Annotated in this window: 13 protein-coding genes; 7 read left to right on the top strand and 6 right to left on the bottom strand. The window is 45.1% G+C overall.

What is annotated here, in order from left to right:
• Positions 1-74: 74 nt before the first annotated feature.
• Both MHUN_RS01825 and MHUN_RS01820 read right to left on the bottom strand, forming a co-directional pair.
• On the bottom strand, positions 75-872 hold the full coding sequence (locus MHUN_RS01825) for a 4Fe-4S binding protein (protein ID WP_011447419.1): 798 nt from the start codon (positions 870-872) through the stop codon (positions 75-77).
• Between the two features lie 73 nt (positions 873-945).
• Positions 946-3390, bottom strand: coding sequence for a methyl-accepting chemotaxis protein (locus MHUN_RS01820; protein WP_011447418.1), 2445 nt, complete (start codon positions 3388-3390; stop codon positions 946-948).
• A 91-nt stretch (positions 3391-3481) separates the two neighbouring features.
• Between MHUN_RS01820 and MHUN_RS01815 the strand changes: the two genes are divergently transcribed.
• Positions 3482-4681 carry a M24 family metallopeptidase gene (locus MHUN_RS01815; protein ID WP_011447417.1) on the top strand — a complete coding sequence of 400 codons (1200 nt, stop codon included), beginning with the start codon at positions 3482-3484 and terminating at the stop codon, positions 4679-4681.
• A 472-nt stretch (positions 4682-5153) separates the two neighbouring features.
• Complete coding sequence (gene acs, locus MHUN_RS01810; RefSeq protein ID WP_011447416.1) at positions 5154-7043, top strand: acetate--CoA ligase; 1890 nt, start codon at positions 5154-5156, stop codon at positions 7041-7043.
• Between the two features lie 245 nt (positions 7044-7288).
• Here the strand turns inward: acs and MHUN_RS01805 are convergent, their stop codons facing one another.
• Positions 7289-7921 (bottom strand): DUF5591 domain-containing protein, encoded by a 633-nt coding sequence (locus tag MHUN_RS01805; protein ID WP_048067195.1) that lies wholly within the window; start codon positions 7919-7921, stop codon positions 7289-7291.
• A 328-nt stretch (positions 7922-8249) separates the two neighbouring features.
• Here MHUN_RS01805 and MHUN_RS01800 point away from each other — a divergent pair, with 328 nt between their 5' ends.
• The 4 genes from MHUN_RS01800 to MHUN_RS17085 all read left to right on the top strand — a co-directional run bounded on the left by MHUN_RS01800 (position 8250) and on the right by MHUN_RS17085 (position 13623).
• On the top strand, positions 8250-9860 hold the full coding sequence (locus MHUN_RS01800; protein ID WP_011447335.1) for an IS1182-like element ISMhu2 family transposase: 1611 nt from the start codon (positions 8250-8252) through the stop codon (positions 9858-9860).
• Between the two features lie 208 nt (positions 9861-10068).
• The gene (locus MHUN_RS01795) at positions 10069-10518 is read left to right on the top strand and encodes a cache domain-containing protein (RefSeq protein WP_239441554.1); all 450 of its coding nucleotides are present in this window, start codon (positions 10069-10071) and stop codon (positions 10516-10518) included.
• Positions 10519-10638: 120 nt separating this feature from the next.
• Entirely contained in the window at positions 10639-11157 is a 519-nt protein-coding gene (locus MHUN_RS01790) for a hypothetical protein (RefSeq protein WP_048067194.1), read from the top strand.
• Between the two features lie 345 nt (positions 11158-11502).
• Positions 11503-13623, top strand: a complete 2121-nt coding sequence (locus MHUN_RS17085; RefSeq protein ID WP_011447412.1) for a methyl-accepting chemotaxis protein — start codon at positions 11503-11505, stop codon at positions 13621-13623.
• Positions 13624-13670: 47 nt separating this feature from the next.
• Here MHUN_RS17085 and MHUN_RS01780 read toward each other — a convergent pair whose 3' ends face one another.
• Both MHUN_RS01780 and MHUN_RS01770 read right to left on the bottom strand, forming a co-directional pair.
• Positions 13671-15965: a S9 family peptidase gene (locus MHUN_RS01780; RefSeq protein WP_011447411.1), complete on the bottom strand. Its 2295-nt coding sequence runs from the start codon at positions 15963-15965 to the stop codon at positions 13671-13673.
• A 315-nt stretch (positions 15966-16280) separates the two neighbouring features.
• Positions 16281-17225 (bottom strand): cation diffusion facilitator family transporter, encoded by a 945-nt coding sequence (locus tag MHUN_RS01770; RefSeq protein ID WP_048067193.1) that lies wholly within the window; start codon positions 17223-17225, stop codon positions 16281-16283.
• Positions 17226-17396: 171 nt separating this feature from the next.
• Here MHUN_RS01770 and MHUN_RS01765 point away from each other — a divergent pair, with 171 nt between their 5' ends.
• Complete coding sequence (locus MHUN_RS01765) at positions 17397-18710, top strand: hemolysin family protein (protein ID WP_011447408.1); 1314 nt, start codon at positions 17397-17399, stop codon at positions 18708-18710.
• Here the strand turns inward: MHUN_RS01765 and MHUN_RS01760 are convergent.
• On the bottom strand, positions 18705-21254 hold the full coding sequence (locus MHUN_RS01760) for a calcium-translocating P-type ATPase, PMCA-type (protein ID WP_048067711.1): 2550 nt from the start codon (positions 21252-21254) through the stop codon (positions 18705-18707). The two genes, MHUN_RS01765 and MHUN_RS01760, sit on opposite strands and share 6 nt — an antisense overlap.
• Positions 21255-21308: the final 54 nt, after the last annotated feature.

Here is a 21308-nt window from a genome sequence, read left to right as displayed (position 1 = left end):
GTGCTTTCCTGCCTGAAAAAATTTCACATGCCCGCTCTCACGAAAATCAGTATCAGGATTCATCCTATCATTGATCAATCACTACCAAAAGACCGGACATGGTCCCAGGCATCATGATATTTTTTCCATGCACCTGTATCATCATACATCCTGATATCAGTCCGATTAAACAAATCCCGGTCAGCTCCAACCGGGCATACCTTGATACATATTCCACATGGAGACCGGTACTCTCCATTCAGGGCAGCACTCCGGTCAGCACACGCCTTTTTATTTGTTTTAGATTCTGGGTAATCCTCCTCTTCCAGGGCATGGACCGGACAGGCACGGACACAGGCATTGCATCGGGTACAGAGGGATGATTCAATAAGAGCATCTGATTCAATCCGGGCACTGGTGAGAACCGTTCCAAACCTGACCCGTGGCCCCCATGCTCTAGTCAGAACCATATTATTTCTCCCAAAGGTGCCGAGACCTGCAAGCACAGCAGCATGACGATGTGAAAAGAACGCAGCCGGATTCTTCTGAAGTACCGTGATACTGCCATACCCGTCACGGGGGATTGAGACCGATGCATAACCCTGATCATTCAGAACAGTCGCTATCCGCCAGGTATATTGATCAAGGAGACTGTTTACGATCTTATACTCTTCACGATACCAGATGGATGGAGCAGTCTCAACCACAGGCAGATGCACGGGAAGGCCGATAACAACAGCGGTTTGTGCCTCCGGATAGATGGCATTCGGATAACATGATTCAGGAACCCACGGGAAAAAGAGGGGCTGCTCCCACCGGATCACAGCGGCACATCCGACACATGAGATGCCCATATCTGTGCAGGTCCGGATGATGAAATCCCTGATTGTCATAACTGAAATATCCTTATCCCAGGGAAATAAAAGGAATGAATTGTCCCTACAGACCTATATGGCATGGCTTACCCTATACCCTGAAACGGGACATATCACGTGATATTTTATCTATCCTGATCGTTGCTTCCTGAATAGACTGGGCAATACAATCAAGTGAAACGGAGTTCTCTTCGGTTAATGCAGCAGTATTGCCCAGCTCATTGATGATAGTGTGGAATGACTCATTCATAGAAGTAATATGCTCCATCACCATCTCATATGCTGCCATCTGATCCTGGCTGGCTGAGTCGATAGAAACGATCCGCTTGGTAATTTCATCGATTGAAGATGCCAGCTCAGAAAAGATCTTCAATGTTTCATCGACTGCCCTGCTGCCATTATTAACATCCTGTCGTGAGGTATCAATGGCACTTTTCATCTTTGCCGACCGTTCCTGGAGAAGAGAGATGATACCACTGATCTTCTCTGCAGATTTCTGTGATTCAAGTGCAAGTGCCTTCACTTCTCCGGCAACTACTGCAAACCCTTTCCCTGCATCACCTGCACGGGCGGCTTCGATTGCGGCATTGAGTGCAAGGAGATTTGTCTGATCAGCAATATCAGTAATGATACCAACAATATCACCGATCTTATCCATCTCCGAATTAATCTCATGAATGATTCTGCCGGTCTCATCATGCGACTTTACAATGGACTTCATACCGATATCTGCAAGAGTACTGCTTTCAGATCCCTTATGTGAGAGCTGCTGTGACTGATTGATAAGAACTGATGCCTCTGCGGTCTGATTGGCTATATCAGAACCGATGGATATCACAGAACTGACCGTATCCTGAATCTTTGTGATTTCGGATTTTGACAGATCAGCCTGTATACTGAGCTCATTTGTCCCCCGTGCAATCGCCTGGGATGCAGACGCAATCTCCTCTACACTAGCATTGGACTCTTCCATCTCGGTCATCAGGCCTTGAACCTCGTTAGAAAGAGCACCAATAAGGGACCCCATCTGGATACCAATGGTATCAAGCGCCGTCCTGAAATGAATAAAGTCTCCTGATACCGGAACACCAGGGTCAAACCGTGCAGAGAAATTCCCTGCTGAATACTCACGGGCAAGCGTCATTGCTTCAGTAACCGGCCGGACGACAGCATCAAGAGTATCATTCACCGCTTCGATGACATGGCGGTACTCACCGGAGAAATGAGCTGGATCTCCACGAACATTGAGATCACCATTTGATGCCGCCTGTGCTATCCCGTTTATCTCTGCAAGGACCGCCTTTTGATCTTCTCCATCCCGGGTGATAGTATTCATTGTCTGCTGCAGGCGGGAAGCCATGGTATCAAAGGTTCTCCCAAGGATAGCAACCTCATCATGTCCGTCAGGATTAATCCGGCAGGAAAGATCACCCTCTGCCAGGCGCCCGGCTGCATATGTGATCTCCTGTATCGGACGACTGATGGATCGTGCAACAATATAAAGCAGCCCTACTCCACCGGCGGAGATCAGGATACCAAAGATGACCAGGATAATGGTAAGGGAGATTGCATTGGCAGTCAGGATGGATGACGGGACCAGGACCAGAACCTTCCATGGCAGGCCAGGATCACCAACCACGACATCTGACATCTTCCCGACATAGGGACCAAGTGTAAAGGTTGCATCAGACTCTCCGGTGATAATGTGCTGAATGGTCTCCTCTGATACTGAAAAAACGGGGGCGAGGGAAGTAAGAGGTTCACCAACCGTTCCGATATCCCCGGTTACTCCTGCTATCGTTCCGTCATTACTCACAATAAGGACAATACCTTCACCATTGTAGAGACGGGTTTCATCTGCAATCCGGTCAATATCAGCAAGGGTGACGTCGACACCAGTTATCCCAAGAAAAGTTCCCTGAGAGAGGATTGGAACGATGGTTGACGCCATCAGGACCGGGACACTCTGTGATGGTTCAACATACGGATTGGTTAGGAGTTTCTGGTGTGTTTGTGCAGGAATGGTATAGTAATCCTGTGTATAATCAGTCTCTGTGTCTACAGAATCCGGCTCATATATCATCCGCTGCTCAACACCATCCTCCCGGTACCAGTACATATTCATCCGCCCTGTACTGGAGAACCCGTTCTTACCTGCATACCGGGAGTCAGCACGATCATACGCATTCTCTTCCCACATCGTGTAAACCCCATTATAGAGAGGATGGTTCTTCAATATTCCACCGATGATTGACTCAACTTCCTCTCTTGGCAGTGGTTTTCCAGCACTATATGGCCCAAGAAGCACTTCAGCCAAAGATTCGGTCGAGTGCATCGGTTCAAGTAATACTCCTTTTATTGCTTCAGCCTGTGCATCTGCGAGAATTTTAAGTTCATCTTCAGCTCCTGATACAGAGGTGTTATATGTAGAAAATGCTGCAAACAGAATAATAACACTGGCAACAACAAGAAGAGAGAGAGAACCTGCATAAAGTATTTTTTTATTGATTGAACTGACCGAAAAGAGAGAAACCATGTAAGATCATGTATGAGCAATGTAATAAAGGAAGAGGGTATGGAGAACATTTCACCTGCACCATGACAGATCCTATCATGGTTGTCGCCAAATGTGTACTATGGACAGCCGGGTACCTGGATCAGAGTTAGAACAACGGATGAAACGATTTAAAGCCCGAATGGAGGATCAAAAACCTGACTATGAACTGGTAGTAATTTTTGGAAATATCAACCTTTATTATTTTACCGGTACCATGCAGGACAGCATGCTTTGCATTCCACGGGACGGAGAACCAACCCTCTGGGTCAGGAAGAGTTATGAACGTGCGAAACATGAATCTGAATTCCCGTATATTGAAAGAATGGGAAGTTTTCGTGACGCTGCCAGGGCATATACGGACGTTCCTGACACAGTACATCTTGAAACTGATATCGTTCCGCTCGCTCTTTACCAGCGGTTTTCAAAGTATTTTCCAATATCGCACGTTGAATCAGTGGATCGTGAACTCTCAATGGTCAGGGCTGTGAAGAGCCCATTTGAAATCTCCCTCATGGAAGAGTCAGGGAGAATTCATGCCCGGGTGCTGGAAGAAAGCGTTCCTGATATGCTGACTGAAGGTATGCGTGAGAGCGAATTCGCCACCAAACTGTATGGGCATCTGGTTAATGAAGGCCATCATGGGATTGCACGGTTTGGTATGTTTAACACCGAAATGCTTCTTGGTCAGATAGGATTTGGAGAAAACTCACTCTATCCGACATATTTTGACGGGCCTGGTGGATCTGTAGGATTATGCCCTGCCGTTCCCCTCCTTGGTGACCGGAAGAGGAGACTGAAAAAAGGAGACCTCGTCTTTGTTGACGTTGGATGTGGATTTGGCGGGTATCATACAGACAAAACCATGACCTATATGTTTGGTGCATCACTTCCTGATGACGTTATTGAGAAGCACAACCGGTGTGTGGATGTGCAGAACCATCTGGCTTCTCTCCTTGTCCCGGGTAATATCCCATCGCAGATATACCAGGATGTAATCGCAACGTTAGAGCCTGAATTTTTAGAGAATTTCATGGGATATAAAGACCGGAAGGTAAAGTTCCTTGGCCACGGTGTCGGTCTGTTAATTGATGAGATCCCGGTGATTGCTGAGGGTTTTCATGAGCCACTGGAAGAGAATATGGTATTTGCCCTTGAGCCAAAGAAAGGAATCCCAGGAGTTGGAATGGTAGGAATTGAGAACACCTTTGTGGTTTCAAAAGGGAGGGGGCGGTGCATTACGGGAACAAATCCCGGACTCATCCTGGTATGAGAGATCCTATCTGAATCTGATATGGTGGTACTTTTGAAGATACTGAAGTATTTTATCTGATTCAATCCATCTTCATCTGCTCCGGGCCTGCATATCCAAACATGGTGGCAAAGGCAATATGTACCACTAAATAACCGATAGAATAGAGATACCCTATGGCCGACAGATTATGGTGATCATTGCGCGAGTTACAAATTCTCGTTTGCAGATTATATTATTCACTGACCTTCTCATTTTTTCTAACCACCAATAAATCGATAAATTGCTGCCTGATTGAAATTTTATTCAAATATAACATGCAGGATAATGATCTACATATCTGTACGACAAATGCATCATTATATCTCTTTCAATTCTACACGATTGATCATACGATCAGCAATCATTTGATTGTCGATCTGAATTCAGCCGGATATGATGATCATCGATCCGGCCGGATATGCCCCCACATGAACCAGATGGTGGAACAACAATGGCTGACAACTTTGATGTCAAACTTGACAACAAAACCTACATCCCAGACCCGTCCTATCAGGCAAATTCTGCCCTGGGTGATTATAAAAAAGCCTATGCAGAGTTTTTATCAGACCCGGATGGATTCTGGGCAGGTAAAGCCAGGGAACTGGACTGGATAAAACCATGGGATAAGGTAAAAGAGTGGAACTGGCCGAATGCCCGGTGGTTTTGTGGAGGAAAACTCAATATCTCCGCAAACTGTCTGGACCGGCATGTTAAGAACGGAAGGAGAAATAAACTTGCCCTGATCTGGAAGGGTGAGCAGGGGAAAGAGGAGATCTACACATACCGTCAGCTCTACCGGGCTGTGATGCGGTTTGCCAATGCCCTGAAAAAACTCGGTGTTCAGAAAGGGGACCGGATATGTCTGTACATGCCCCTTGTCCCTGAGCATATCATCGCCATGCTTGCCTGTGCCCGGATTGGTGCAGTGCACTCCATCGTCTATGCCGGATTCGGAGCAGAGGCTCTCCATGCACGAATCAGGGATGCACAGGCAAAAATTGTCATAACTGCGGATGTCGGAGTCAGACGAGGTAAATTAATCCCACTGCGGAGTATCGTGGATGATGCGGTTAAGAACTCTCCCAGTGTTGAGAAGATTGTGGTACTGAGCAGGGAACGGTGTCCGGTGGAACTCTATTCAGAGATGGAAGTGGACTTTTACGCTATCCAGGAAGGAGTCAGTGATGAATGCCCGCCAGAGGAGATGGACAGTGAAGACCCGCTCTTTATCCTCTATACAAGCGGGACGACCGGCCAGCCAAAAGGAATTGTTCATACCACAGGAGGATATCTCGTCGGAGCTCATTACACCTGCAAATATATCTTTGATCTCAAAGAGAACGATGTCCACTGGTGTACTGCCGACCCGGGCTGGATCACCGGACACAGTTACATCGTCTATGGTCCGCTCTCTGTAGGAGCAACGGTGCTCATCACCGAGACCACCCCTGATTATCCTGACCCGGGAATCTGGTGGAGCCTTATTGAAGAGTTTGGTGTAACGGTCTTTTATACCGCTCCAACCGCCATACGAATGTTCATGAAGGTAGGGGAGCAATGGCCGGATAAGTATAACCTCAGCTCCCTCCGGATCATCGGATCGGTCGGTGAACCTCTCAACCCGGAGGCATTTGAATGGTACTACCGCGTTATCGGAAGAAACAGGTGCCCCATCCTTGATACCTGGTGGCAGACCGAAACCGGCATGCACATGATCACAACCCCGCTCGGACAGCCTATGAAACCAGGATTTGCAGGCGTTCCTATACCAGGAGTTGTGGCAGATGTGGTGGACAAGGAAGGCAATCCGGTTCCTGCACGGCAGGGAGGTCTGCTGGTCATCAAAGAGCCATGGCCGTCGATGATGCGGACCGTCTACAATAATCCGGACCGGTATAAACAATACTGGAACCAGATTAAAAACTGGTATACAGTCGGGGATCTTGCAGTAAAGGACGAGGACGGATACATCATGGTCCTGGGGAGATCTGATGATATCATCATCGTCGCTGGCCATAATCTGGGAACGGCAGAGGTGGAATCAGCGCTGGTCTCCCACGAAGCGGTTGCAGAGGCTGCCGTCATCGGTGTTCCGGACGATGTGAAAGGACAGGCGGTCAAGGCCTTTGTTATCCTGAGACAGGGATATGAACCAAGTCAGAAGCTCGTCTCTGAACTGACATACCATGTACGGATGACCATCGGCCCAATCGCCATGCCATCCGGCATAGAATTTATGGATAAGTTGCCAAAGACGAGAAGCGGGAAGATCATGCGACGTGTCCTCAAGGCAAAAGAGATGGGAGTGGATCCAGGCGATATCTCTACCCTTGAAGAATAACTTTTTTCACCCCCCTCCTTCCCTTCCAGAATGGAAAGAGTACCATATTCATTCATATTATCCAAAAATTAAGCGTATTATTGAAAATAAATTCAATTTAAGGATTTAAGACACCTGATCTGACCTAGGTCAGGCTCCAGAGTCACGATAGCGGCCGTCTATGGAATCACATATTCAAACACTATTCCCGGATCGTTTCCGGTAGGTAAAAGGACCCATTTATTAATATATTATAATTATTATATTCACAATAATGAGTCTCGAATCAAAACAAGACCTTTATAGAACTCTTCAAGATATTCTTCCATATTCAGACTTCCTTCTTGGAAAGGACAGTCAAGTTCCATTATTTTATTAATTACATCCTTTCCTGGCATGATGATATCAATAGGGACTCCTGCCAGTTCGGATCCCTGGATTAACGCCCTCCGAAACGGACCAATACAATAGGCAATCCGTTTTTTATACGTATCTTTTGTTTTTTGAAGATACCCGGCCACCCGATCGGTTTCAATCCTGAGAAAATCCTCCTGTATAGATGGATCCTTCACTTTTCCCAGCATGTACTGATAATGAGCGTAGGGGTACATGGTCTCCAGTTCTGCAGGAAGGATACCACAGGTTCCAAAGATCACGAGATGAAATGAATCCGGCTGCAGAACCTTATCGATGATAGCTCGCATGATCCGGTGACTCGGACTGGTACTGTATGGTTTTCGAACCGCACAGGGGATAAATATGGCAATGTCACGAGGGGGCACCTCATACACATCAATGATGTACCGGTAGGATGCCTCGAATTCAGGAAGATAAAAGGGTGGATCGGTCAGTATCTTGTCAGATGGGGTGCGCTGTACATCAGTTCTCAGATCTTCCATTCCATAACAATGACCATGAAAGTGCATAAAGTCCTATGAGAGAGAAAAGATCATGTCTGGTTGTGACCAGCTAGAACGATATACGCGTGTACCTGAATGGCGTATTAGATGTCCACTCCGGGTTATTGAGATTCCAAAAGAGCTTCAGATCAGAGTTCTATTGCATGCCCAAATGGAATCCTGAATCAAAAATCCCATGTATTATCATATCCAATAAATAAATCATGACTCATTATTTGATTATTTGAGGCTGTTGCACAAACACAAAAAAAGCTTAATATAAATTATTAAAGCTTAATTATATATATTATTAAGATCAATATATTATATGTCTCATCGCTATAACATGATTAGAGGATATGGTAATGAACAACAATTTTTACTCCCTGTCAATGCGATGGACTGGCTATCTGAAAATGATATTACTTATGGCATATTAGAAATTCTTTCGATTCTCGATATTAGTCCATTTATTAATAAATATCGTGACGATGGTCGCGGTTCTGCCTTTTTTGATCCTCGTTCAATGCTTGGAATAATAATTTATTCAATGATTCGTGGAGAAAAATCTAGCAGAAAAATTGAGATGTGCTGCCATTATGATATTGGATATCGGATTGTCGCCAATAATCTTACACCTGACCATACAACGATCTATCGTTTCAAGAAGAATAATTCAAAAGAAATCAAATCCCTTTTTAAACAATTATCTCAAATTATCGTAGAATCCGGGATAGCAAGAATCGGTGTCCTAGCCCTCGATGGATCAAAATTTGGCTGTAATGCCTCTTTATCAGCCAATAAAAAATTAAAATACCTTGAAGCAGAGCTAGGTCGGCTTTTTGATGAATCACAGGAAATTGATGAGTTAGAAAACGATGATATAAATATTCAGGATATGGAGATTAACCGACTACCTGAGCATCTTTCAACAAAAGAAAAACGAAAGGAAGTTCTTAATCGGGCTAAAGAGAAATTAATTGAACGACATGATATCGAATCTAAAAAACAAGAAGAAAAGATTCTGGACCGCGAAAAAGAAGAATTAGAATCGGGTAAAAAGAAACGAGGTAGAAAGCCTTTAGAGCCTAAAAAAGAGCCATCTTCAGATTCAAAAGTAAATCTCACTGATCCTGAAAGTCAGATAATGTCAACCACCAATGGCTGGATTCAAGGGTATAATGGGCAGATTATCGTTTCTGAAAATCAATTTATCCTCGCTGCAATGATATCAGATGAGCAAAACGATAAAAAATTATTAATACCTATGCTAAATGAACTCGAAGACCTTTTTACGGGTATTCATCCATCAATTTCGCCTAATATACTACTATCTGATGCAGGTTATTTCTCATACCCGAATTCTTTAGCAGAATTGGATTATGGCATTCAACTCATCATCCCTCCTTCTAAAGAAAGAAAAATTCCAGAATATTCAGATAATGATGGGTATATCTCACGAATGGAAATGATATGTCGGGCGATTTGTATGGGAGAAATAATCACATTTCCGGAATTGCAAAGTATCGGGACGTTTGTTTGGCAATCTTTTATGAACAGAGAGAAACAAGCAACAACTCAGGAAATTTGTAAACGAGTTATGGAAGTACGTGTGAAATCCCCCACTGGTAGAGAGTTATATCGAAAACGAAAATACATGGTCGAACCAGTTTTTGGTAATATGAAACATAATATGAGGTTTAGGAGTTTCTCTCAAAAAGGGAAAGAGAATTGCGAGGGAGAATTCTTTTTAGCTGCATTAGTGCATAATATAAAAAAACTTATCAGATTTGAGGGTATAGTTAAAATTAAAGAATTTGCTACGAATATTATAAAACCGTCAAGAGGTTCAGGTTTTTCCTATATTTTTGCAAACACAGTATGTAAAGTGGGAATTGATACATGCAGGTTCATACATCCATTAGTCTATTTTGGTTGATAGCTTAAGGGGTAGAGATCGATCATTTGTGATCCTGCATGATATTGATCATTGGTGCAACACCCTCATTTGTTTGGTTTTTTTGTGCGGTATTACTTCCCTTTCAGCAGATATGCAGGATAGCCCTGCAAGGGTGGAACCAATCACTATTACAGAAACCAACCTCACGGAAAACCAATCACAATCAGAATTACAAACGGACAATGAAATGACATCCGATTCACTGGACAAACCTGTTGCAGAAATGGTGGCATTTGTTCAGGAGGCAGTTCAATATGCCCGGGATAATAAAAAGGAAGATGTCCTTGCTGAATTTAGGAACCGGAACGGATCATTCTTCAGAGGAAACCTCTACATCTATGCCTATGATTTTGACGGGATTACCCTTGCCCACCCGCTCCAGACCGAATTAATCGGAAAGAGCAGACTGGAAGAGCTTGATGCGAGCAATGAGTACTTTATCCGGAACCTCCGTGACGCAGCACTGAACGGATCAGGGTTTGTGGTATTTCATTATGTAAATCCTGCTCATAACAATACCGTTGAGAAGAAACTTGGGTATGTAGAGGCAGTAGATGATACCTGGTGGCTTGGCTCTGGGATATATGGTGAAAATGTCACCCTTCCGAAAGAAGTAACCTGGCATACACCAGCATAAAATAAGCCAAACAGGTCCTTTTTTCCGGGCCTGAACCTACTTTTTTCTAAACCTCTAAACCGGCAACCCTTTGGCACATACCGTCTCATGATGTTTATGAGCCGTATAGTGGTTTTATTCATGTCGGGCCTGCTTTTTTTAAGTCTGATATCAACCGGAAATGCAGTCATGACCACCCTTCCAAAGGTCCAACTCCCGCTTGCCCCACCTGCACAAGAACCACCATTTGACGATAGTAAATTCTTTGATCGGGTAAATACAACCATATACCAGATCTGCACCGGGGAATCACTCCCGGTCGGAAAGATAAATAATGCTCTTCATGACTCCCTGGCTGAGACATATTACACCCTTATCAGGATGAATATCAGTCAGGAACAGTATCCACGGGCAGAAGAGATCGTATCATTCCTGTCCTACACTCTCACACTTATGGAAAAATACCTGGACTATGAATCAGAGCAGAATACCTTCTCTCCGGTTGATATGGGCATTACTCCCTATAAGGATCTCGAACTTTGGTATGATGCGGCAGCCGGAGTCTGGAAGAAGATTTCACAGGATTATCCGGATGTGAAGATGTATGATATGCCTGCTCCAATCGAACCAAAAAGATGGATTATCGGGCAGGTTCCCTAGATGCCGGCACTCTCTTCTTTTGTGTATCAGGGATCTGTTCAAGAACCATATGAATAGGAACCATTCAGGCATCCACCAATATTTATTCTTTTTCAGAACACTTCAATCGGAGAGAGATCCTTATGAGTATATGATTATATTTAAGAGTTTTTCGAAATAATATTTGAATTGCCTTGCTATTAACCGATTTTATGAAAGTTCTATGCATCTCACTTTTCATGAACGCATGTAATAATAGCATTAGAGACTCACAGGAATGTATTTTATATACTATGAGAACGGGAATCAATAATTGGCAGGGATGAATACCGGATTTAATACTATTTAAAAAGGAGAGAGGAACTCATGACTATCATTGACAACATTTCTATCGGAAAAAAACTCATTGGCAGTTTTCTCTTTATCGCAGCGATTATTGGTATTGTTGCATTCATTGGATATTCTAATATGCAGACAATGAACACCAGTCTGACATCAGTATATAATGATCGGCTTATCCCAATTCAGGATCTGGGTTCAGCTGCTGCTGTTCTGTATGAAATCAGGGGTGATTTTTACAAATATCTACTCATACCTGAGGAACAAGAGAATACCCGGAAAAAAATTGATGAAAATATTAAACTTGTAGATCAGTTGATGCAAAATTACCAGTCATCGAACCTTCTGGATTCTGAAAAAACGGAACTTACTACATTTACTACCAACTGGGAACGATATAAGACCCTGATTAAGGAAAACCAAGCATACTGGGATGAAGGAAATGAAAAAGTTGTCCTTGATTCACTCACATTTGGTGAGATGCAAAAGGTAAGAAAAAATATTGGTGCCTCAATTGATTCTCTCAAAGAAATAAATAAGAATGCTGCTGAAAATTTAAAAACAGAGTCTGATTCCATATTTGCACAAGCCTCATTGATGAGTACTTTTGCAGGTATAATCGGAATAGTAATTGCTCTTATCCTTGGCATCTATATCAGCAGAGGAATTACCGGTCCCTTAAACAGGGCTGTGAATATGATTCAGGAGATGGGAAAGGGACATCTCGGTTTAAGGCTGGGAATGAACCGGAAAGACGAAATTGGAACTATGGCAAGAGTAATGGACTCTTTTGCCGATGATTTGCAGGGAAAAGTCATCCGAACGATACAGATGATTGCATCAGGTGAGAAAGCACAAAAGCTGGAAGTACATGATACCTCTGATGAGATTACACCCGCTTTAAATCAGATGATCGAAACCCTGAATGGATTACTGGACCAGATGGGTATTCTTATCGGTGAGGCACAGGAAGGACATTTAAATTCACGTGGTGATGCATCACAATTTATCGGAATTTACCAAGATTTGGTTACAGGGATTAACAATATGCTTGATGCCATTACCATTCCATTGAATGAAACCCTCCGGGTAGCTGAACGATATGCCAATGTTGATTTTAATGCACGATTTGACGATGGGTTGACCGTGAAAGGCGATCTTTTAGTATTAAAACAAAAAATGAACCAGATCGGTATTCATGTTGGTCAGGAGTTAAAAGCAGTTATACAGGAGATATCAGATCAGGTCACCAATCTGTCTCAATCGGCTGAATCATCAGCAGCAACCGTTGAGCAACTTGCCGCAGGAGCAGATGCAATATCTCAGAATGTTGAAAATGTCCAGGCAAATGCTGATTTAACAAAGCGATCAGTGCAGCAGGTTCTTACTGCCATGGAAGATCTTTCCACATCAGTCTCAACGGTTGCTGCCAAGGTGGATTCAGTTGCGAGATTAAGTCATGATGCCGATACTACTTCCTCTCAGGGTGTTGAGAAAGCGGCGATCGCTGAAAAAGGGATTCAGGCAATTAACGGTGCAGTAAATGATGTAGGAGACATAATCACTCGTATCAGGGAACAAATGATTGAAATTGGCAAGATCGTGGAGATTATCAGTGGCATTGCTGATCAGACAAATCTGCTCGCACTCAATGCAGCAATAGAAGCTGCACGTGCTGGCGAAGCAGGAATGGGATTTGCAGTGGTTGCCAATGAAGTGAAGACTCTGGCACAGGACTCGCAGGGATCAGCAGAAAATATCGCTAATATTATAGCAACTTTACAAAATCAGTCAGAAAAAGCGGTACAGGCAATGGACCTGGCTACCAGAGAGGTCTCCAAAGGCTCCGCTGCAATTAATGAGACGATTGCCTCATTCCGTTCAATCGCCGAGCAGACACAAGAGATATCCCTGCATATGGGTGAGGTTGCAAGTCTTTCAGAAGAGGAGGCGGCGGCTGTGGAACAGATTACCGCAAGTGTATCTGAAGTCAGCAAGATATCTATTGCTACTGCTGAAGAGGCAGTTGGAGCATCGGCTGCATCTGAAGAGGCAGCAGCTGCATTAAAACAATTATCAGAAATGCAGGTTATCCTCGCTGAAGCAGCAATTAAAATCCAAAAATCGATGGTACGGCTCACCGGTTGATCCAGAAGACCATTTTCAAAAATTTTTTTGTGTAATAAAATTTATCCTCAAAGTTTATTGACGAAATACCTCATCATGGTCTTCAGATAATAGGGATCATAATTCAGGTCATGATTCTTATTGGTAAACACCATAAGATCATACTTTTTCCCCGCTGATTCCAGGGCATCTGCCAGTTGCATAGTCATTGAGGGATGAACATTATCATCCATATCTCCGGTCATGAGAAGAAGATCTCCCTTCAGGTTTGATGCCTTGAGTGCCGTTACCTGCTCCAGATACCGGTCAGTAACCGGATATCCCTCATACTTTTCTCCCCAGAATGAACCATATAACCTGCAATCATGATCCCCTGATGCAGCGACCCCGACTTTGAAAAATTCAGGATACGTGAGCATTGCCTGGGCTGCCATAAACCCACCTGCTGATTTCCCATAGATACCGACCCGGTTCAGATCCATCCATGGATACCGTGCTTGCAGTTGTTTAAGACCTGTGATATGATCAGGAAGACCGCAGTCACTCAGGTTCCCGTAACTGACATCGTGGAATTCTTTTGACCGGTACGCCGTTCCAAGCCCGTCCATGGTAACAACGATGTATCCCAGCTCTGAAAGCATCTGGCAGGTCCAGTATATTTTAGAGTTCCAGGTCAGAGAGGCGGGATAGGCGGTTTGTGTGACAATAGTATAGGGGCCGGGGTAAACCACATCAATGACCGGGTACTTCTTCGTGTTGTCAAAATTCGTTGGTTTAAAAAGCAGCCCATAGAGTTCAGTCTTTCCGTCACGGGCGGTTACGGTGAACCGTTCAGCAGGAGACCAGCCATTTCTCTGAAGATCGGAATCGTCAGCGGTTGCAAGATGCATAAGCAGGGTTCCATCCATGGATCTGAGTACCGTAACCGTTGGAAGATCCGCACGGGAGTAGGCATCAATGAAACAGGTGAGGTCGGGTGACAGAAAAACCGAATGATCGGCCTGACCGGGTGTGAGGAGCCTGAGATCATTTCCATCGGTCTGGACCCGATAGAGATAGTGGTAATAAGGATTTCCTTCTTCTTTCCCACTGGCAGTAAAGTATATGTGGCCATTCTTTTCATCAACAGCCAGAATTTCCCTGACTACCCAGGGTCCTTTCGTAATCTGTTTTTTCAGGGTTCCATTGGCATCGTACCGGTACAGATGTCCCCATCCGTCCCGTTCTGAAAACCAGATGATATCTCCATTCGCGAGGACATGAATATTCGGGGTGCCGGCATATTCAAGGCTTGACTCAATATACGAAGTACCGGTTTCATTGAGTATCTCCCGAACGGTACCGGTCCGGGCATCTCCTGCGAGGAGCCGAAGTGTTTTCTCTCCCCGTTCGACAAAGAGCGAGTAGGTGATATTCCCGGTACTATCCCACCACTGCAGGATATCCTGGTCGGTATCCATCAGACTCACCTCAGGCTGTGCCCTGAATTTCAGAGGAGTCACACTCCGAACCGATGTGTCAATGACAACCGGTTCATACTTTGGAATATGCAGATCTCCGGGAGTTGCGAACTTGTAGGTATACAATAGAGGCCTCTTACCAATACCAGGTGCATCCTGGACAAGCGAAAGGGAACTTACATTTCGCTGATCAACCCGGTAGGTTACAATTTTTGATGAATCCGGGGACCAGACCAGGTATGGTGCAGGAGTCGAATTAAGGCGTAATTCAGAAACCGGGTACCTGACCGTGTCAGATCGCTTTCCGTAGAAATAATCAGGAACTCCATCAGTAGTCAGGGGAGAAGCGGTTTTTGAGCTTACCGTATACAGCCAGAGATTGGAGCCATTGACATAGGCGATCTTCGTGTTATCAGGCGACGGAATGCCAGAGATTATCTCATCAGGAAGGTTATTCTTTGTCAGGGCATACGATACGAGATCGCAGGTCCATGATGAGCCAAAAGAGGTGAATTGCAGGGTCTTTTCATCTGATGACACCTCCATCTCTTGGATGGGCAGGAGTGAGGGTGAAATTTGTTTCCCGGTTGCAGATCCCAGGACTTTTGCAAGCCGGTTTGCATCAATAATCTTCTTTCTGGAGCCCTGTGAGATATTAACCAGAAAGAACCGGGTCATATCACGGCCGGTATCAGCATACCAGAATGCATCAGATCGAATCCAGTGGGGTTCGATGGTAGCATGATAGATATGGGATACGGCATTGTCTGGATAAAAGAACTCTGCCATCTGTTTTTCATACTCTGGTACCGGGTTATGGGTATCTTTTGCCATGACCGGTATAATAAGGAGAGCAGCGACAATAAATAAAAAAAGAAGGAGATATTGTGATCGAAATGCCATAAAAAAGGAAGGAGATTATAAGGTAAATAAATGACTGAAACCGAATACCTGGAACACCCCATACAGGATCACTGAGTGAGGTTTGGCAATGGTCCCTACGGGATGACGGAGAATGAAAAACCAGCCCACAAGATGATAAAAAGAGAGGATATATGAATTCTCTGACAAGGGAGCCCAGGATCCAGATGCTATCCGGGATGATAAATGGACCACGCCGATCAAAGAATTAAAAGGAGTGAGATGATGAGAATTTCCAGGATGAAGAGATGTTGCTCTCATTCAGGTCATTTCTCAATTCTTTCTATTCTCCTGAATTTATTGCTTTTTCCCTCCAAATTTACCGGAACATGGCATTATCGTCACCGAACTCCTGGGGATCTCTTTCTCCAGTGACTCTTTTATGGCATAGATTGTCTTCTGGACATCATCCATCAGTCTGTTTCCATCAAACTCAAGGAAGAGTTCAATAAAGATATCATTCCCGCACTTTCTTGATCTGACGCCATGAAATGCTTCATACTCATCAAAGAAGTCTGCAAGGGATCTGACTACCACCAGTTGCAGTTCCTCTTCGATGGTCTTGTCCAGCAGGTCAGGAAGTGAGGATGATATGGTCCGGTATCCGGAGAGGAGAAATAAACCGATGACGATGAATGATGCAACCGGATCAATATAATCCTCCCAGGGATTATCCTCAATAAATAATACCAGTAAAAGTGCCGCAAGAACAACGAATTCCGTAATCGCTTTTGTCTTAAACAGAGTAATCTGGGCTTCAATGACCGGTGAATACTCCATCTTTGCAATGTGAACCTTCTCCCTCCAGAGAATGGTGCTGACGCAGATGCCGGTGAACATGACGATCATTGCAACGATGGTAACCTCTTCATGGAGCATATGGGGATTGAGAAGCTTCAGGACAGTAAGCCCGAAAACCAGGACCAGTGAGAGGATCATGACAATGCCGGTCACGATACCGGTCATGTTCTCAAATTTACCCATGCCGTAATCATACGCATGAGCTCCCCCTTGTGACATCTTTTTCAGAGCCAACCAGGCGAAAAAGGTAGAGAGGATCTCATTCCCTTTCTTGATGGCTTCGGTGGATAAGGTTACCGAACCAGACATGCCTGCAAGGATAAGGGAGGGGATCCAGAAGATCGTATCTATTATGAGACTTTTGAAAATAACCCGTTCTTTCAGTCTCTGCATGCGAATTTCTGAAGATTTTATCTCTTCTTCTGACTGGACATGGACCATGTGCGGGTACTTGTGGGCGATATGGAGAAAAAAAGTACTCCCACAGAAAGGCAAAAACAGATATACCCCGAACCAACCGGGGGGAATCACAAAAATGATTCCTTAAAAACCGGATGCAAAAGACAAATATTCTCGAAACAGTAATGCATATGTATATTTTCATAACCGCCTATGGCAGCCATTATTGATATTCTCGTTTTAATACTTCTCATTATTGCCAATGGTTTCTTTTCCATGGCAGAATTTGCTCTGGTTTCGTCCAGAAAGATGCGGCTCAAACAACTGGTATCGGAGAATAGGTCCGGGGCCGGTGCAGCATTATCGCTCCTTGAGGATCAGACCTCATTTTTATCTTCAATTCAGATAGGGATAACCCTTATCGGGGTATGTACTGGTGCATATGGAGGAGCAACATTTTCAGGATCACTGGAACCTTTGTTCAGATCGATTCCAATTATTGGTCATTATAGTGCTGCTATCAGCCTGACCTTTATTATCCTTCTGATCACATACTTCTCCATCGTCATAGGAGAACTGGTTCCAAAACGAATAGGCCTTGCAAATCCTGAGCGGATTGCCTGCACTGTTGCCCCGGTTTTCATCCTTATTACCCGGATCTTCTCCCCGTTCTCGTATCTTACTTCAGGGCTGACCAATATTATCGTAAAACTCTTCGGGATATCACCGGTAACTTCCCCGGATGTGATTGAAGAGGAGATTCATATGCTCCTGGAAGAAGGGACCGAGTCGGGTATCATCGACGAGACAGAACAGGACATGGTAGAGAGTGTTTTTGAATTTGGTGACAGCCAGATTGCAGACCTGATGATACCCCGTCCAGACATTGTTGCCCTGAATCTCAATGATCCTATCACAAAAAATTTTGAGATAATTGAAAGAACAGGTCATACACGGTACCCAATCTACCAGGATACACTGGATTCAATTATTGGCATTATATCAATCCGTGATCTCTGGCTTATTGCACATAAAAACACCGAAGTTGATTTTTCAAAGATCATGCAGGATATTCTTGTCGTGCCTGATAATATGAAGGCCCTTGACCTGATTCGTCGATTTAAAACAGCTACATCGCCCCTGGCAGTCATCATTGATGAATATGGTTCAGTTGTAGGCCTTATCACCCTTCATGATCTGCTCGAGGCACTGGTCGGAGACCTCTCCAGAGTTGACCAGGATGATGAAGAGCCCCTGATTACCAGGAGGCATGATGGGTCCTGGCTGATTGACGGGAGAACCTCACCTGAGGAACTCTATGAAATAACCGGGATTGATTGTTCAGAAGAGTCATCAAAAGGGGCATTCCGAACCATGGCCGGGTTTATACTCTACAAAATGGGAAGTATTCCTGCAACCGGCGATTATTTTTCCTATGATGGAAATGAATACGAAGTTGTTGATATGGACGGGCACAGAATTGATAAAATTCTCATAACCCGTCTTCCATCTCCGGAAAATTTATAATTTTTTTGTCCTCTGGTGGTAAAACCGAAGGAACGGCCATATGAGAAGGACAGGCATCGTCCCGATTCCGATCACTATCCATTGCAGGGGAGTTAAGGGAACCGTATCAAAGATCTCTCCCCCATACTGGACAATAAGGATCTGTATTCCAACAATAAGTCCCATTATAACAAAAAATACCGGGTTGCCTCTGAACAGCGGAGGCATGATCCCGTTAATACCCCGGCAGTTAAACCCGTTCCAGACCTGGGCGATTACAAAACCGGCAAAGAACGCGGTTGCCTGCTGTTCGGGGGTCTCCATGAACGGAAGACCGGTTATCATACAGGTAATGCCGACTACAATATAAATCATAGCCGTTATCAGGATCGAAAATTTCATGTAGGGTGTGATTACCGAAGCGGTTCTGGGTATGGGTTTTCGGTTCATGAGAGCAGGATGAGGAGCCTCTGAACAGAGTGCAAGGGCTGCCAGCGAGTCCATGATGATATTGATCCAGAGTAACTGGATGATGGTAAACGGCGGGGGAAAACCAAGAAGCGGAGAGATAAATGTCAGTATCGCAGCGGAGATGTTGATGGTGAGCTGGAAGATCAAAAACCGCTGGATGTTTTCATAGAGAGCCCGACCCCACCAGACCGCACGCTCTATGGTCGGGAATGAGTCATCAAGAAGAATGATGTCACTTGCCTCTCTCGCAACCTCAGTTCCGGCAATCCCCATGGCCAGTCCCACATCAGCATTCCGAAGGGCCGGGGCATCATTTGTCCCGTCACCGGTAACGGCCACGACTTCCCCGTTTGCCTGCAGGGCCTTGACCAGGAGAAGTTTGTCATGAGGCTCGGATCGTGCAAGAACCTGGAGATCAGAAACGATATCCCGTCGCTTTTCATCAGATAACTCACGAAACTCCGGGCCGGTCATGACCTTCCCATCCCTGAAAATTCCTGTCTCCCGTGCGATTGCCGTTGCAGTCTCAGGGCTGTCCCCGGTCACCATTTTAACGGTTATACCGGCATCATTACAGGTTTTCACTGCCTCCGGAACATCAGGACGGACTTCATCACGAATTCCCACATACCCGTCCCAGATGAGTGTTGAAGGTTCCTCACCATCCGGTTTCAGTTCTCCGTGGGCAAACGCAAGGGTTCGCATGGCCCGCTGTGCAAGATGATGAAGATTGGAGAGATCAGGAGCGGGACTGCACCTGGCTGCAACGATCTCCGGTGCACCTTTCACCAGGATATACCGTTTTGAGTCGTACTCAAAGATGGTTGACATCTGTTTCTTCTTGGAGTTGAAAAAATCCTGGGAGATGGAAGGCCAGGCATGCCGGATATCAGTGTAGCTGACTCCGGTCCGGTGCAGCCATCTGAGAAGGGCAGCCTCGGTTGAGTTTCCAACGGTGATCAACCGATCCTCATGATACTCCAGTTCTGCCGTGCTGTTCACCGCAGCATTGAGGGTTATCCATTCAGAGGGGGTTTTCGGCAGGCCGCTGGAGATTTCAGGCACTTCTACAGATGATGCGGCAACCTCCATCTGATTCATAGTAAGGGTACCGGTTTTATCCGTGCATATGACCGTCACCGAACCGACCGTCTCACAGGCAATAAGTCGTCTTACCAGGCTTTTTGCTCTGGTCATCTTCCCCATGGTCAGAGCAAGTGATACCGTAACACTCACCGGAAGACCTTCTGGAACAGAGACCACGATGATGACAACGGCAAACATGCAGGCATGCAGGATCACACTGAAGATCTCAATCGGAGTCTGTGGAGGAACACCAATAACAAAATCCTGAATTAAAACAACCCCGATAATCAGCCCGGCCATGATGTACCCGAATTTACTGATAAGGTGGGCGAGATCATGGAGTTTAATCTGAAGCGGGGTTTCAGGTCGTGTCCCTTCGGTGAGTGACGACGCAATCTGCCCCATTTTTGTCCGGTCACCAACAGCTGCAGCAAACATGGTTGCCCTGCCACCGGTAATGTAGGAACCTTTGAGGACAGAATCCTGAACAATTTTCTTCACCGGTTCGCTCTCTCCGGTAAAGGCTGACTCATCTGCTTCGGTCTCAGCTGCAACGAGGAGGTACCCGTCTGCCGGAACCATATCTCCAGCTTCCAGCAGAATTACATCGCCAACGACGATATCCCGCATCGGAATGCTGCCCGGACTGCCATCTCTGATAACTTTAACACCGGTATCCTCACGCATGGCATTTAATGCATCAAACGCCCGGTTACTCCTGAACTCGGTCAGGAATGCAATCGTTGTTGCCAGGATGACTGCAAGAGCGATTCCAAGGGTATCAATGAGGCTTTCGCCCTCTAGTAATGCAACGAGAGCGGAAAGAACGACTGCAACGAGCAGAATGCGGATGATCGGATCCTGATATTTTTCAAGATATTGTTTCCAGACCGGTATCCGCTTCGGGGGAGTTAATTCGTTCTTCCCATAAAGTTTTCTGGATTCCAAAACCGTTTCGGAAGACAAGCCGTCAGTTCCAAAACGTTCCAGGTCCTGAGTTGGGATCATGGTGATACCATACTCATGTCTTCTGAGAATTTCAAAATTGTGGCAGATACTCTG

This window comes from Methanospirillum hungatei JF-1 (assembly GCF_000013445.1).
GTDB lineage: Archaea > Halobacteriota > Methanomicrobia > Methanomicrobiales > Methanospirillaceae > Methanospirillum > Methanospirillum hungatei.
This window is presented reverse-complemented; position numbering and strand designations above follow the sequence as displayed.